The sequence below is a fragment of the Limosilactobacillus panis DSM 6035 genome (assembly GCF_001435935.1).
GTDB lineage: Bacteria > Bacillota > Bacilli > Lactobacillales > Lactobacillaceae > Limosilactobacillus > Limosilactobacillus panis.
Genome location: NZ_AZGM01000125.1, coordinates 1 through 14,679 on the forward strand (window position 1 = coordinate 1; position 14,679 = coordinate 14,679).

Annotated in this window: 15 protein-coding genes and 2 tRNA genes; 4 read left to right on the forward strand and 13 right to left on the reverse strand. The window is 49.5% G+C overall.

What is annotated here, in order from left to right; translation table 11 throughout:
• The coding region (locus tag FD32_RS09910) for a zinc ribbon domain-containing protein (RefSeq protein WP_156410649.1) at positions 1-185 on the forward strand (185 nt) is incomplete at its 5' end.
• Between the two features lie 163 nt (positions 186-348).
• On the opposite strand, the gene FD32_RS07250 is transcribed toward FD32_RS09910, so the two are convergent.
• The 9 genes from FD32_RS07250 to FD32_RS07290 form a co-directional block, all read right to left on the reverse strand.
• Complete coding sequence (locus FD32_RS07250) at positions 349-1,296, reverse strand: peptidylprolyl isomerase (RefSeq protein WP_047769980.1); 948 nt, start codon at positions 1,294-1,296, stop codon at positions 349-351.
• 109 nt (positions 1,297-1,405) lie between these two features.
• A complete protein-coding gene (locus tag FD32_RS07255; protein ID WP_056962150.1) occupies positions 1,406-2,395 on the reverse strand; it encodes an ATP-binding protein in 990 nt (329 codons plus the stop codon).
• 30 nt (positions 2,396-2,425) lie between these two features.
• Entirely contained in the window at positions 2,426-3,874 is a 1,449-nt protein-coding gene (locus FD32_RS07260) for an ATP-binding protein (protein WP_056962151.1), read from the reverse strand.
• Positions 3,864-5,069: a metallophosphoesterase family protein gene (locus FD32_RS07265; protein ID WP_047768599.1), complete on the reverse strand. Its 1,206-nt coding sequence runs from the start codon at positions 5,067-5,069 to the stop codon at positions 3,864-3,866. The genes FD32_RS07260 and FD32_RS07265 overlap by 11 nt, the downstream gene beginning before the upstream one ends.
• An 86-nt stretch (positions 5,070-5,155) precedes the next feature.
• Positions 5,156-5,524, reverse strand: coding sequence for a YlbF family regulator (locus FD32_RS07270; RefSeq protein ID WP_047768601.1), 369 nt, complete (start codon positions 5,522-5,524; stop codon positions 5,156-5,158).
• Between the two features lie 69 nt (positions 5,525-5,593).
• Positions 5,594-7,753: a PBP1A family penicillin-binding protein gene (locus FD32_RS07275; RefSeq protein WP_047768603.1), complete on the reverse strand. Its 2,160-nt coding sequence runs from the start codon at positions 7,751-7,753 to the stop codon at positions 5,594-5,596.
• Positions 7,754-7,922: 169 nt separating this feature from the next.
• A complete protein-coding gene (gene argS / locus FD32_RS07280) occupies positions 7,923-9,611 on the reverse strand; it encodes an arginine--tRNA ligase (RefSeq protein ID WP_056962152.1) in 1,689 nt (562 codons plus the stop codon).
• Between the two features lie 518 nt (positions 9,612-10,129).
• Positions 10,130-10,200: transfer RNA gene (locus FD32_RS07285), tRNA-Gly, on the reverse strand.
• A gap of 41 nt (positions 10,201-10,241) precedes the next feature.
• Entirely contained in the window at positions 10,242-10,556 is a 315-nt protein-coding gene (locus FD32_RS07290) for a hypothetical protein (protein WP_047767115.1), read from the reverse strand.
• Positions 10,557-10,693: 137 nt separating this feature from the next.
• On the opposite strand from FD32_RS07290, the gene FD32_RS07295 reads away from it, so the two are divergent.
• The 3 genes from FD32_RS07295 (at position 10,694) to FD32_RS07305 (ending at position 11,955) form a co-directional block, all read left to right on the forward strand.
• Complete coding sequence (locus tag FD32_RS07295; RefSeq protein WP_047767113.1) at positions 10,694-11,029, forward strand: hypothetical protein; 336 nt, start codon at positions 10,694-10,696, stop codon at positions 11,027-11,029.
• Between the two features lie 69 nt (positions 11,030-11,098).
• Positions 11,099-11,182: transfer RNA gene (locus FD32_RS07300), tRNA-Leu, on the forward strand.
• Between the two features lie 53 nt (positions 11,183-11,235).
• On the forward strand, positions 11,236-11,955 hold the full coding sequence (locus FD32_RS07305) for an ion channel (protein WP_047767111.1): 720 nt from the start codon (positions 11,236-11,238) through the stop codon (positions 11,953-11,955).
• Positions 11,956-12,003: 48 nt separating this feature from the next.
• On the opposite strand, the gene FD32_RS07310 is transcribed toward FD32_RS07305, so the two are convergent.
• From FD32_RS07310 to rbsR, 4 genes are all read right to left on the reverse strand, one after another.
• Positions 12,004-12,285 carry a heavy metal-binding domain-containing protein gene (locus FD32_RS07310; RefSeq protein WP_047767108.1) on the reverse strand — a complete coding sequence of 94 codons (282 nt, stop codon included), beginning with the start codon at positions 12,283-12,285 and terminating at the stop codon, positions 12,004-12,006.
• A gap of 432 nt (positions 12,286-12,717) precedes the next feature.
• Entirely contained in the window at positions 12,718-13,398 is a 681-nt protein-coding gene (locus tag FD32_RS07315) for a CPBP family intramembrane glutamic endopeptidase (protein ID WP_047767106.1), read from the reverse strand.
• Complete coding sequence (locus tag FD32_RS07320) at positions 13,379-13,618, reverse strand: hypothetical protein (RefSeq protein WP_047767104.1); 240 nt, start codon at positions 13,616-13,618, stop codon at positions 13,379-13,381. Before FD32_RS07320 ends, FD32_RS07315 begins: the two co-directional genes overlap by 20 nt.
• Positions 13,619-13,643: 25 nt before the next feature.
• Complete coding sequence (gene rbsR / locus FD32_RS07325) at positions 13,644-14,666, reverse strand: ribose utilization transcriptional repressor RbsR (RefSeq protein WP_047767102.1); 1,023 nt, start codon at positions 14,664-14,666, stop codon at positions 13,644-13,646.
• Positions 14,667-14,679 lie beyond the last annotated feature (13 nt).

A 14,679-nucleotide genomic window follows, 5' to 3' on the forward strand; every position in this document is an offset into this window, starting at 1 on the left:
GTAAGAAATTAGTAACTGTTAAACCGAACTATACCAGCCAAATTTGTAGCCACTGTAACTATCATAGTGGTCCTAAACCACTCGAGGTTCGTCAATGGACGTGCCCAAACTGCGGTACTCATCACGATCGCGATATTAATGCGGCAGTTAATATCTTGCATCAAGGATTAAAAGCTATTGGCTAGGGACTAGCCATGGTAAAAGAGTGGAGTTCTGTAAGTTAGGTAGCTTGAATACAGGTGTAATATCCTAAATACTACTTCATGTTCCCAGAAGCGCGGTCATTAATGGCCGAGTAGTTCACCCATCTAAAGCGAGAAAACTAAAGTCATTTTCCCACCTCAAAAATTAGTTATTAGAACTCGAAGAACCGTTGTTAGAGTTGTTCCCTAATGAACCACTGTTTGTGCTATTCGTGTTCAAGTAGTCATCCAGGATGTTCTTCTCGTCGTTATCCTTGATTGAAACGTTCCCCTTCTTCAGGACGTTGGAGACAACCTTGTGTAAGAAGGTCCGGTTGTTCATGTTTTCTTGGACAATCTGGTTCCGCAAGTCAGCGATGTGTTGACTCTTCTTACCCTTGGCCGGGTGTTCAATCATGTAGATTACTTGGTAACCGTCATCAGTCTTGACTGGCGTGGACGTGTATTCACCCGTCTTCAGCTTAAAGGCCGCCTTCTTGTAAGCCGAATCGAGCTGGTTGTCAGTGTTATCAAAGGCTGGCACCCGTCCACCGGCATCCTTGTTTGAGGTGTCGGTCGATTGCGACTTGGCAAGCTTCTTGAAGGTCTTGTACTTATTGCTGGAGCTGTCAAGCCGGCTGATGATGCTTTGGGCCTCTTCCTTGCTGCCGACCAGGATTTCCGCAGTTTGTACCTTTGGCTGGTACTTCTTCCACTGCTTGTTAATCTGCTTGTTGGTAATGTGGGAGTAGTCCTTAACTGCGGCTTGGAGCAACAGGTTAGAACGAATCTGCTGCTTGAAGGACTTTTCCGTCATCCCGTTTTGTTGGAGGTAGGCACTGAAGTTTTGCCCGTACTGGTTCTTGTACGTGTTGTATTCGGCATTGACCTGCTTGTCGGAAACTTGCTTGCCGTATTCCTTTTGCAGGACCTTGTCCAGAATCATTTGTTGAAGGACCTGCTTCCCATTGCTGGTCTGCTTCATGCTGCTGTAGTACTGACTCTCGTTGATCTTCCCACCACTAGTGGTTGCGACCGCCTTGTTACCACATGCAGCTAATGGCAGCATCAATGCCGCCCCCGCAATAATCGCAATTAACTTCTTCGATTTCAAAAAAACACATCCCTTAATTTATTTATTTCGAAAAGTTCACCCATCAAATATACCACAATTGATGGCAAACGGACGGTATGCAATAAAAAGTTTAACCGATCTTCATAAATTATTCACGATCGAGGTCCAAGACGCCGGGAAGCTTTCGCGCCTGGTCGTTGGCGGTAAAGTACAAGACCTGGTTCCTTACCGCCAGAGCATTGAGAAGTTCGATCACCCGCTGGCGACGCTGGTGGTCAAAGTTAACAAAGCCATCATCAATGATAATTGGTAACCGCAGCCGGTCACTCATTACACTGATGAAACCCAGGCGGAGGGCAACGAATAACTGTTCCGCCGTCCCGGTCGACAGTTCACCAACCGCATACCATTCTTGCTGGTCATCCAGTACCCGGACTTCCTTGGTTGTTAAGGCAATTTTTTGGTAATGGCCGCCCGTTAAGATGGCAAAGTTCTTTTCCGCCGCCTTAATAACCGCCGGGTAGCGGTCGACAGAGGCCAAAGACAGGGCCCGGTCAATCCATTGAATTGCCAGCTGGTAGCTCATCCATTGCTGGGCCTCCTGGATAATCTTGGCCTTTAAACTAGCCTGGCGTTGGGCCAATTCATCGGGAGTTCCATCGGCCGCCAAGTTTTTGATGGTGAACTGGTCCCGCTGGATCTGTTCCCTTGCCCCGTGCAGGTGGGCACGAACTTCGGTTAAGTGATGGGCCAACCGCTGCTGCCGGCCACGCAGGCTTTCTTCACTGTCGAAGCGGGCCAGCGCCGCCTTATCCGCAGCCGTTAATTGCTGACCGTATGCGCTGGTCGTAATACGGCGGGCCTGCTGACCGGCCTGCTGGCTGACCAGGCGGTCGAAGTCATCCGCACTACTTGTTTGGGCCCGGCGGTAAATTTGCTTGAGCTGGTCAGTAATTTTGTCCTGCTGGGCCCGCACCGCGGCTTCCCGCTGCTGGCTGTTTTCCAATTGCCGGGTGACCCGTTGCCATTCCTGATAGTCACTGGCCCGGCCGCTTAGCCAGTCATTAAAATGCTGGCTTAATTCTGCCGGCGTCTGGCCACTTGCCTTACCCGTCAACCGCCGCTGCAGTTCCGCCAACCGCGTCTTAATCTCGTCGGCCGTTGCCTGTTAATTGGCAATCTGCTGGTCCAGTTCCGCAACCCGGTATAAGTCAGCTTGCATTGGCAACCATTCACTGACCGGAAAATTGGTCAGTCCGTGGAGGCGGCCAAAGCGTTGTAAGGATGCTTGTTGGTGATTGGTGGACCGGCTGGCTTCATTATTTGCCTTATAAAGCCATGCCCCGGTAGCCGCCAGGACAATCAGCCCCATCAGCATGACCACCCCATGGTGACCGAACATTCCCAGGATAAACAAGGCGGCACCGAGGCCCAAAAGCCATGCAGACATCCGCCGGTTTCTTGTTGCGGACACCGGGTAGTCGCCTAAAAGGCTCTGAAGCGTCACGGTTTCTTGTTCGGACAGCGGCTTTGGTAACTGGTGACCGTAACGTCTTTGGAGACGGTTGCGCTCCGCAAACAGCTGTTCAATCCGTCCCTGCTGCTGGTGGTACTGGTCATCGCGTGACTGGAGCTGGAGCAGGGCCGTCTGGAGTCGCTGGTAGTCGTAGCGGTGCTGATGGTAGTCCGCTAGCTCGTCTTGGTCAAATTGCGTGACATCTTTTTGCAGGCGGGCACTTTCATCCCTCAGGGTTCCCAGTTGGGCCGTTAAGCCATTAAACTGACCCCGTAGTTGGTTAACCTGCTCAACATCGTCTGGAGCAACTCCATTATTCATTGCTGCCTGTGGCTGCCCCTTCTTCCAGGCATCATAGATTGGCCACAGACGGCTTAGCTGGTCTAGCCGGTTGACCTGGGCGGTTAAATCCGTCTCTTCTTGTTGCCACTTTTGGACCGCTGCTTTTTGTCGCTGCTGGTCCCGATTAGCGGCCACGTACTGGTCATACTTACGATTTGCCTGTGCTACCTGTTGGGTAAGTCGCCGGTACTCATCCAGGTGGCGGTTTAACTGTGGCTTGCGGCCCCGGGGCTTGTAAAGTTCATCCCCACGCTTAACCAGGCTGGCAATTAGTTGGTCCCACTGCCGGCTGCCGACTGCCCCGACCTGTTTAAGCTGGTGGTGAACCTCGTCGGGATTAAGGTCCTTAATATTTGCCAGTTTCTCCTGATTAAAGCTAAAAACTGCTTGATACAAGTCCTGGTCGACGTTGGCAAGCATTTTAGCCAGCTTGTCTTCGCCAAAGCGGTGACCGTCCATGTCGGTCACCGTCACCAGGCCACCACCCTTGCCGGCCGTCCGCCGAATGCGGTACAGGGTCCCGTGATCCTCCACGAGAATGCTTCCTCCATAAGTGCTAGTCGCCCGTGGCTTGTACTGCTGGTAGCGGTTCTTCCCCTTCGCGTTCGCAAAGCCAAACAGGATGCTCCGGATAAAGGTCGCCAGAGTAGTTTTTCCAGCCTCGTTACTGCCAAAGATTACCTGGGGACTGGCAGAAAAATCAAAGTCCTGGTCGTGCCACTTTCCAAAGCCGTCAATGTGGGCACTCTTAATTTTCACTGTTGATCCCCCCTAACACCTGCTTGGCGAGTTGATAAAGTTTCTCCGGGGTAAGTTCCGCCCCTAACTGGTCAAATAAAACATCCTGGCGGAGTAGGGGCTGGGCGACGCGGGCAATGTTCTCTGGTGTAAAGACCGCCTTTTGCGCGTCCGTCCAGAAACGCTGGTCCAGGTCCGTTAACTTCGGAAGAGCAGTGGTTGGCGCTATGGATAACTCATAGGGCCACCACTTTATCTGGTTCTGGCGGGTAAGTTGATCCTGGAGGTGGTTAAGGAGGGTCCCATCACGGAGCATTGTCCGGCATTCTGGCGATAGCTGGTCCGTGTTTTCGAGCTGAAAGGCCACAAGGGTCAAGCTATTTCCTGTTAGCTTGGTGCCCGCCTGGGTAACCGCCTCTGCGAGTGCCTGCGGGTTGGTAACCGACGAAAGGTCAACCCCCGCCTTAGCCCAGGCGATTCCGTCGAGGGGCTTAAAGGCCGGTACCAGTTGGTGACCACGACTTTCCACCAGGTAGTAGCCATGCTGGCCACCCTCGTTCTTGTGCCGCCCCTGGGGGATGCCACTGTAAACAATTGGCGGCTGGGCGTTTAAAAGCTGGTGCTTGTGGATATGGCCCAACGCCCAGTAGTCATAATGCTTAGCACGGAGTTCGTCAAGCGTGAAGGGGGCGTAGTGGTTACTGCCACCGGCCTGGTACTGGGCACCATGCAGCATCCCAATTTGCCAGTCCGTACTTTTTTTGACGGGAAAGCTGGCGGCAAAATCCTCATCAACCCACCGCTGAGCATAGCTAAAGCCGGTGATGGCAACGCTGGTCCCGTCGCTCAGGGTCAGGTGCTTAGTGCTAACGGTGGGGCCGAAGACGCGGACGTTGGCGGGCAAATCAATCTGTTGGTCCGTCCCAGTATTAAAGTCGTGGTTCCCATAGGACAGGAAAACGGGAATGCCCGCCGCCGCTAGGCGTTGCAGCTGGGCCACGAAGAAGTCAATCGCCGCGATGCTCTTTTGCTCGCGGTCAAAGACGTCGCCGACAATTAGCATAAAGTCAACGTCCTCATCAATTGCGGCGGTCACGATCTTCTTAAAAGCCGCGAAAGTTGCCGCGTGAACCCGTTGCCAGAGTTGGTGCGGAATGTCTGTTAGCCCCTGGAACGGACTCGCCAAGTGTAAATCTGCAGTGTGGATAAATTTCATAAACTCCCCTTCTTACAGGAATGGCCCCCAGCATCCGGATCAAACCGAATAGTGGAGGCCACTTATCATTTACCAAGAAATAGTGCTTACTGCTTGTTTTGGTCAGGCATTAAGTCACTGTAGAGGTCTTGGATAGGACTGGTAATCGTCTTGTTCAGTTGTTGCAGCATTTGGTCGACTTGACGTTCTTGGTTCATCAGGTTTTGAACGGCCTTTTTACCGCTGATTTCCTTAGCCAGGGTTTGGATTGCCTTGATTTCGTCATCGGAAGGCTTCTCACCCTTCATTTGCTTTTGTTGGGCGCCCGCCTGCATTTGTTGGAACTTCTTGAAGGAATTAAATGCTTCCGTGTCGGCCTTTAATTCGTCCAGGGCCTTCTTTAAACCTTGGTATTCCTGGGTATCAACAAGTTGACGACTCATTTCGTTTGCTGAATCGTAAATATTTACAACCATTGTAAAAAAACTCCTTTTTGATTATTTACTACAAATTGTATCATGTTTGCCTTCCCGATTAAAAGGGGACTAGAAGAGGGACTTAACACTGTCCCAGATCTTATTGGCCCGGTCACTGAAGTCGTTGACCGTCTGGTTAAAGCGGTCGGTGAGGTCACTGCCGTTGTCAAAAAGCGACTTCCAACCGGACGGCTTCTTCAAGCGTTTGTTGGCCCGCGTCTGGGCATCCTCAACCGTAAACTTAGTCCCCGGCGTATTCGGCAGAATCCCCGTCATTTCGGTTTTGAAGAGGCTGTTGATGTTGTGCTCAGAAATATCCTGGAGGACATGGCTGGAATTCGTGTCGTCATACCCTTCCCAGGTGGCGACCACAACGTCGGGAGTGTAACCAACGATCCACTTATCACGGTCGTTGGACTCATCGCCCTTGACACCGGAATTGGTCGTCCCGGTCTTCCCGGCCAGGGTGTAGCCACTCGGCTTGGCCGTTTCACCGGTCCCGTGCTCGTAGACGCCAATCATCATACTGGTCATTTCCTTAGCGGTCTTGCTGGAAATGACGTGTTTGACCTTAGAGCCCTTGTTCTGGGCAATCACCTTCCCCGAGGCATCCTCAATCTTGGTGATGTAGTATGGGGTCGGCATCTGCCCGTCGTTATCAAAGGTAGCGTACGCCCGGGCCATTTGTTGGGGAGAGACCCCCTTCGTCATTCCACCGAGGGCCAAAGCCAGGTTCCGGTCGCCCTTTTCAACCGGCAGGCCAAACTTTTGCGCCATCTTGTAACCCTGGTTGACCCCAATCTTGTTGAGGAGCCAAACAGCAGGGGCGTTCAAACTTTCGTACAGGGCCTTGTACATTGGCACACTACCGCTATAAGTATCGTCATAGTTCTTTGGCGTGTAGTTGTTTGTCCCGTACGACTGCTTCTTGTCCTGCAAGGTTGAATCATAGAAGTAACCGTGCTCCAAAGCAGGCGTGTAAACCACGATTGGCTTGATCGTCGACCCAGGCTGCCGCCGCATCTGGGTTGCCCGGTTAAAGCCACGGAAAACGTGCTTACCCCGGCCACCAACAACCGCCGTTACACCCCCGGTCTTCGGGTTCATCGCCACCGAAGCGGATTGGACCATCGTTCCATCACTTGAATTAGCGGGGAAGTTATCGTCATCGTCATAGGTGTCCTGCATAGATTCCTGTTGCCCCTGGTCAAGGGTGGTGTAAATCTTATAGCCATCATTCATGATTGACTTTTCCGACAGGTGGTAGCGGCTCTCTGCCTCAGAGATTACCGCATCAAAGAAGTACGGGTACTTGTAGCTGTCGTTAGCTACGTAGCCACTGTTGATGCCCAGCGGGGTCTTCTTGTAACTATTCGCCGCTGACTGACTCAACTTATTGTTCTCGACCATCAGTTGGAGGACCAGGTTCCGCCGTTGAAGCGTTGCCTTCGGGTGTTCAATCGGGTCGTAGATTCCGGGTGACGTCAACATCCCCGCTAGCATGGCCGCCTGGGGAACGGTTAGCTGACTGGCATTTACGTCAAAGTAGCGTCGGGCGGCATCCTGGACCCCCCAGACCCCGTGGCCAAAGTAGGCATTATTTAAATACATTGTCAGAATCTGGTTCTTCGAATACTGGTTCTCCACCTCTACCGCGATGAAGATTTCCCGTGCCTTCCGCGAGAAAGTCTGTTGTTGGGTCAAGAAGGCATTCTTGACTAGTTGCTGGGTTAGGGTACTACCCCCACCAGAGATGTAGTCCCGGTGGAGGAGCTTATTCTTCACTAACAGGAAGGCAGCCCGGCCAAGGCCCTTAATGGAAAAGCCGTGCTCGTGGTAGAAGTTACGGTCTTCTGTCGAAAGGACCGCGGCCGGAACGTTGGCGGAAATTTTATCCAGCTTGACGTAGGTCCCCTTCTGCGAATAGAGGCTGCCGGCTGACTGTTTCTTATTGTCGTAGATCATCGTGGGGCGTGATAGCCGATTCTGCAAATTCTTGACGTTCGCCGTCTTAGCAATGAAAGTCAGGTGAATGCTTGCAATCAGAAAAATACTCAAAAAGACGACAATGAGCCAACGGGTAATCTGGTAGCGGTGCCAAAAACGACTGACGTTTTTCTTCACCAGTTGCCAGAAAACGTTTAGCTCCTTGCGCATCTTCCTACCAACTTCTTTCAGCCACGCAATGATGCGTTCCTTAGTTGAATTAGGTTGTGGTTCGCGTTTCATTTCCGATCTCCATTTGTTCGTTTAAAGGTTGCCTGTTATTTTAGCATACTTTTTTGCCCTTAGACCGGTCAGGGGCAATCCTTTACCAAGGATTAAAATTCTGCAAAACAAAAAGGTTGGAGAAAGAGGCACTAGTGCCAGATTTTTCCAACCATTTTTATTTTATCATTTACATTTCATCGGGAGCCTTGATGTCAAGCATTGCCAAAGCGTCCTTCAGGATGTGACTAACCGCCTGAACCAGTGCAAGACGAGCTGGTTGTTCATCGTCGTCTTGGAGGATCCGGTTGTGGGCGTAGTATTGGTTGAACTTCTTGGAAAGTTCTAGAGCGTACTTAGCAACTACCGATGGGTCGTAGTTGACCGCGGCCCGTTCAACCGCGTTACTGTATTGGCTGAGGAAACTCAGGATGTCCCAAGCAGAGTCACCAATCTTGGTAAGGTCAACGTTACTGAAGTCCCGGATGCCACCCTTCCGCAGGATGCTCTCCGCCCGGGCCCGGGCATATTGGACGTACGGACCAGTTTCCCCTTCAAACTTAACGACGTCTTCCAGTTTAAAGTTAACTGCGTTCCGCCGGTCATTCTTCAGGTCGTGGAAAATAACCGCACCGACACCAACCTGCTTGGCAACTTCGTCCGCGTTCTTCAGGGTTGGGTTCTTTTCGGCAATCTGTTGACGAGCAAGCTTGATTGAATCGTTCAGCACGTCTTCGAGGTCGACCACGTTCCCCTTCCGCGTTGACATCTTCTTACCATTCAGGTTCATCAGACCGAAGGAGATGTGTTCCAACTGGTTCCACCAGGTGAAGCCCATTTCCTTTAGGACAGCCTTTAATTGCTTGTAGTAGTTTTCCTGTTCGGCACCAACCACGTAAAGGGACTTGGCATGGCCGTACATCCGTTTCCGGAACAACGCGGTTGCCAGGTCACGGGTAATGTAGGTGGTCGTTCCGTTACTCTTAATAATCAATGGTGGGGTCAACTTGTAGGCATCCAGGTCAACAATTTGGGCACCCCGGCTGGACTTCAGAAGGTGCTTATCCTTCAACAGTTGGATTGGATCGTTCATCTTCTGGGCACTGAAGGCTTCCCCGTGGAAGGAGTCAAAGTGAACATCCAGCATGTCGTAAACCTTTTGGAACCGTTCGATTGAGATTTCACGGAACCAGTGCCACAAGCGCCAGGCTTCCTTGTCACCGTGTTCCAACTTGGCAAACCATTCCCGGCCGAGTTCAGTGTATTCGGGGTGTTCATCTGCTTCGGTGTTAATCCGGACATAGTACTTAAGCAGGGTGTTAATCGGGTCCTTCTTAACCTCTTCTTCGCTCCCCCACATCTCGTATGCGGCCATCAGCTTACCGAACTGGGTGCCCCAGTCACCGAGGTAGTCAACCCGAATCAGGGTGTAATTTTCCTTTTCCAGGATCCGGGCAACGGCTTCACCAATCATTGTTGAACGCAGGTGCCCCATTCCCATTGGCTTGGCAATGTTTGGTGAGGAGTAGTCAATTACCACGTTGGCTTGGTGGCCCAGGTCCTTCTTACCGTAGCCTTCTGGGCCAGCAAGGATGGCCTTAATGATTCCGGCCCCGACTTGGGCCTTATCCAGGAAGAAATTAATGTACGGACCGGCAACGACAACCTTTTCAAATCCCGTTTGGTCAATCTTTTTAACCAGATCAGCCGCAATCATCTGCGGTGCCTTATGCAAGGTCTTGGCTAAGAAGAATGTCGGGAAGGCATAGTCCCCGTTGTTGGCATCCTTTGGCCGTTCAATTTTATCCGTAATCTCGTCAAGTGACAGGTCCGGCAGCGCTGCCGCAACCGCTGTTGCTATTTGTTGCTTTTCATCCATCTGTACGTCCTCCTTAATAAAAAGTCTCCAGTATTACTAAAAATACTAGAGACGAGAATTCCCGCGGTACCACTCTAATTGAAATTGGTTTCCACTCATTATTACTTATTATTAAATCTACCCTGCCTTGCACGCCTTCACTAACCACCAGCTCCTAACTTCCACCAACTTAGGATCGCTTTTCCTGGTTGCTAGCTACTACTCAAAGCAGTTTCACATCCACATATTATAGCAAAATCCTCCCTAATTACAAGTTAGGAGGAAGGGAAGAAAATAAAAAGCAAGCTGGAAAAAAGCATCGGAGTGCTCCATATGGCTAGTATAGGACAATCGTTAGCACGGTAAGGGCCGGCGATTGTCCGTAATCAATGGACTTGCTTCGCGGCGCTATACACTAGGAGCACGCTTCGACGCGGAGCAAGCCTATTTGGTTTTTCCGCGATTACTATATATAATATTCGGAGAAGTGAAAGAGACTGGTAAAAAACAGAGTTTTCTCACCAGTCTCTTTCACGATAAGCGGGTAACGAGAATCGAACTCGCGACGCAACCTTGGGAAGGTTAAGTTTTACCACTAAACTATACCCGCATAACTAACTTAATTGATAATACTAAGTTAGTATATACCTTTTATTTCTTTTTGTCAGCCTTTTTTGTCACTTTTTTCCGACTTTTTGCTGGCTTTTTCTTGGCCGTCTTCTTTTCGTCCGCATCATCATCGTCTTTTTCTTCTCGTGGAACGGCCTTGATCATTTTCGCTTCACTCTGGCGAATAACTGCCCGGCCATTAAGCTCGTTGACACCACTCTTGTCAGCTGGATCAAAGTCGTTGATGGAAACCATGATTGAATTGTTGTAGACCTTTTCAACTACACCTTGGAAGTCGTGATCCATTGGCCCAAACTTCTTGCAGCCAACCACATCACCAATTTCAAAATCAGCCATTCGTTTTCACCTCGCTACTATTTCCAATAGGATAACAGGAAACACTTTACTCTTTTTTCGGCTTTTTTTCAAGTCAAAAGCAAATTGGTCATTGTCCATAATTATGATAAAATCATAGCAGAAAGGGGGTCAGCGAAATGCTCAAACTATTTTGGGAATTTATCGTCCTGATTCTTTTGTTTGCCAACATCTTTGGTAACCACTCTAAGAAGGAAAAACACGTCTCGGACTGGTTAGGAATTGCCCGAATTACCTTCTTCATTCTCTTGACCCTGGCCGTTATCCAATTTATTGTTGTTTTCCCTGCCCACATTGTCTGGCACATTATCTGGCTGCTCTACCTAGTGGCAGTTTATATCCTAATGGAAAACACCTTCCGGCTCAAACGGGAAACTTTTGGTAACCCCCTCCAAGTTTTCGTTGTTACGACGGCGTTAGTCATCACTTTGATAATTATTATCGCTTTATTTTAAATAAAAGCTTGCATTCTGATGAAAAATCAGTATAATAATTATTGTTGTCTGATAGAGATAGATAGCAATGCCCCAGTGGCGGAATTGGCAGACGCGCAACGTTCAGGTCGTTGTATGGGTTTCCATGTACAGGTTCGAATCCTGTTTGGGGCATCAGTTAGCTCGGTAGTTTTTCTACCGGGCTTTTTTCGTACGTGGGGGAAATAATGAAAACTAACCAGAAAATCTATGAAGTATTTATGGCGGTGCTCGCCATCATTTCGATTATCCTAATTGTCCTTAGCTACGGGTCAGTCATTGATATCAACCATGGCTACCCCGAACTGTTAAACAATGCCATCTTAATCATCTTTACCATTGATTACTTCGCCCGTCTCTTCCTCGCCAAGGATAAGAAAAAGTTCTTTAAGGAAAATATTTTTGACCTCCTATCGATTATCCCGGTCAGTGCCTCCTTTAACCTCTTCCGGTTTGCCCGCATTGGGCGGCTCGTCGTTGTCTTCCGACTTGTTCGCCTCATCGGGCTTACCGGTAAACTCAACCGGTTACTAAAGATCAACGGCTTGATATACATCATCTACACCAGTATCGCCATTTTGATTGTCACTGCCTCGATGTACTCAATCAGTGAGCACGTTCCTTACGGCGAATCACTATGGTGGGCCATTGCAACTGCCACCACAATTGGTTACGGGGATATTTCGCCCCACACCTTTCTCGGTAAGCTTGCTGCAATCCTCTTAATGGTGATTGGAATCGGCTTTGTCGGGGTCCTTACTAGTTCCCTGACTAATTTCTTCATCCAGGACCACACCAACGACCGAATGGCAACCGTCTTAAACAAGTTAAGCGACCTCGAAAAATCAAACCGGGAACTCCAGGCAGAGGTCCGCAAACTTTTGAAAGAAGAAGAACGCAATAAATAAGATAATAGGCCTCTAGGAGATTAATTTATCCCCTAAAGGCCTATTATCTTATGCTTTCACCCGTTGAATCATTGTCCCGTAACCGGTCAACACCAAGAAGCGCGGTGCCACTTGGACATTGGCGACGTTCGTATTAAAACGAATATTGACGATTCCGTCGGCCCCCTTTTCTTCGGCCCGTTCCTTCATCTTCTCCTTGACCTCATCAAAGAGCTGGTCCATAGATTCAAAAGCATCGATTGCGTCACTGGTCAGCATCAAGTGACCCGTTGCATTAACGATCCCTAAGATTCGGTGCGCCTGCGGATAATTCTCTGTTGATAAAAACACTCGACCCCATCCCCTTCTTTACCATCCAGTATAACAAGCTTTTTCTTTTATTAACCAAACAAATAGTCCCCAGAACTTAGTTAACCCAAGTTCTGAGGACTTAATTGTGCACGGGGAGCTTTATCCCCCGGCTATACGGAAGGAATCTCGCCACTTTGCTCTGGAACTGATTAATTACCTAACATTTTGATTCTATCTTCCGCAAAGTCGCATTATATAAACCATGTGTAAAGCGCACCCTGGTGACCTGACTCACTTCGTAAACTTTACCAATACTATTGGTCACTCTTACGTTGCTTCTGCCTACTCCTTATGTCCTTCGGCTCCTTACATCGTGGGAGATCTTCATGACGGATCATGATCTCTTTTCTTCTTTCCTTCCACATCTTTAATATACCACCTCTTGTAAGCGGTTGCAACTATCTTTTTAAACTAAATTGTATGCAGCAAAGCCGCGATGGCAACCGCATTATTCAGGGCGTGAATCAACATACTATTCTTGATGTTTCCTGTCTTTCGGTAAACGTACGCTAGCACCATCCCCATAAAACAGTAGAGGAGGAAACTCACGATTGTTGTACTGGCGTGGGCTGATGAGAAAACAACACCGGATAAAATAACTTTAGGCCATAAACGCGTCGGCTTGAAGAAAAGGTTGGTTAAGATTCCCCGGAAAATTAACTCCTCGGCAACCGGGGTCAGGGTAAAAGAAGAGATTACAAATACGCCGGTCACTAACCTATTATGATCCAGCATCTGTCGAATTAACTCGTTATTCGCCGTCCCGCTCTGGTTGAAAATCACTTGGTTGAGCCAGGAGAAAAACATCATCCCGACCATTAGGGCAAGGTAGCCACCAATTACCGCACCAACCTTAATCCCGGTCTTTTGGGGTAGCTGGTTGTACTGGTGAAAGACGTAGTTAGCCCGGTTGATAATGAACAAAAAGATCAACACGAACAGGCTAGACATCACGATTGCCACTCCCTGGTTGTTAGGCCGCCGGTTGGAAATTGCCACCGCCATGGGAGGCGTTTGAATAAGGACGTAGAAAACGAGAAAGAGGCCCATCCGGTAGAGGAAGCCCCCCAGCTTAGTCTCCTTGATCTTCATTTTTCTGCTTTTCTTCTTCCTTTAAGCGGATTTTCTTCCGCCGTTGATAGGTCTGCTTAGCGGTATACCGCGTCACAATCAGGTTGGCAACGATAAAGCCAACAATCCATAGGGCATACATCAGCCAGCCTGAGATTAGCTTAGCAATGGTCAAAGCAACCAGGACAGCAAATATAATGAACGGTGGCAAAATGACCTTTATTAAATATTCAGCTTTCATCTGCTTTCTCCCTCCGCACTTTCAATTAATTTTGCTGACACTTACCAGTACTCTGGCGGGCAATCAGCTTAACCGGAAAGTGTTCAACCTGCTCCGGTTCAGCATCCGGGTGGTTAATCTTGTTTAATAAAATCTCGGTGGCCCCTACCCCCAGCTTAAAGATTGGCTGGTGAATCGTTGTCAGCTGCGGGTAGACATATTCGTCTAAGATAATATCATCATAGCCAATGACAGAAATATCTTCCGGAACACGGACCCCCTGTTCGCGCAGTCCCCGCATCAGGCCAATGGCAACCTCGTCATTAGCCGTGAAGACGGCTGTTGCACCGCTCTCAATCACTGGCCGGGCCATCTGGTAGCCGCCGTCCTTACTCAGGTCGGCCTTCAACAGGTTATGGTCCTCATCAAAGTTGATTTCCTGCGCATTGATGGTTTCCTGAAAGCCCGCCATCCGTTGTTTAAAGTTTTCGGTGATATTTTTAACCCCCAAAAACAGCATCTTAGTGTGGCCAAGGGCCAGGAGGTGCTGGGCGGCCAGCTGACCACCATGGTAGTCATCCGTCAGTACCCGGGCCCCCTGCTGGTCGTAGTTACGGTCAAACAGGATGTAGGGAATGTCACGGTTGCTGAGGGCCTGGTTAATCATTTCGGTCGTCATCCGAGCACTCGCGATGATGAGGCCATCAATGGACCGCTCAACCATTTGCTCCAGATACTCCTGTTCCAGCTTGGGTTCCCGGTTGGCACTGAAAATCAGCGGAATTAGCTTTTCCTGGCGGGCAACTTGCTGGACCCCTTCGACAAAGGTACCGAAGAAGGACTCACTGACGTTGGGCACGAGCACCCCAATTGTATTGATGCTTCCCTTCATGATCAGGCTCCGGGCGTGAAAGTCCGGCACGTACTGGTACTGGTCACGGAGCTTCATAATCTTTTCACGGGTGGTTTTACTGAACCGTTTCCCCTTACCATTCAATACCTGTGAGACAGTGGTAACTGAAACACCGGCCATTCGCGCAATATCACGAATTGTAACTTTTTTCCCCATTATTTTCCTCTTC

Excerpts from the sequence above, each read along its gene's own strand:
- rbsR (WP_047767102.1), bottom strand. The coding sequence starts at position 14,666 with ATGGGGAAAAAAGTTACAATTCGTGATATTGCGCGAATGGCCGGTGTT.
- argS (WP_056962152.1), bottom strand. The coding sequence starts at position 9,611 with ATGGATGAAAAGCAACAAATAGCAACAGCGGTTGCGGCAGCGCTGCCG.
- FD32_RS07265 (WP_047768599.1), bottom strand. The coding sequence starts at position 5,069 with ATGAAATTTATCCACACTGCAGATTTACACTTGGCGAGTCCGTTCCAG.
- FD32_RS07275 (WP_047768603.1), bottom strand. The coding sequence starts at position 7,753 with ATGAAACGCGAACCACAACCTAATTCAACTAAGGAACGCATCATTGCG.
- FD32_RS07270 (WP_047768601.1), bottom strand. The coding sequence starts at position 5,524 with ATGGTTGTAAATATTTACGATTCAGCAAACGAAATGAGTCGTCAACTT.
- FD32_RS07320 (WP_047767104.1), bottom strand. The coding sequence starts at position 13,618 with ATGAAAGCTGAATATTTAATAAAGGTCATTTTGCCACCGTTCATTATA.
- FD32_RS07315 (WP_047767106.1), bottom strand. The coding sequence starts at position 13,398 with ATGAAGATCAAGGAGACTAAGCTGGGGGGCTTCCTCTACCGGATGGGC.
- FD32_RS07295 (WP_047767113.1), top strand. The coding sequence starts at position 10,694 with ATGCTCAAACTATTTTGGGAATTTATCGTCCTGATTCTTTTGTTTGCC.
- FD32_RS07305 (WP_047767111.1), top strand. The coding sequence starts at position 11,236 with ATGAAAACTAACCAGAAAATCTATGAAGTATTTATGGCGGTGCTCGCC.
- FD32_RS07290 (WP_047767115.1), bottom strand. The coding sequence starts at position 10,556 with ATGGCTGATTTTGAAATTGGTGATGTGGTTGGCTGCAAGAAGTTTGGG.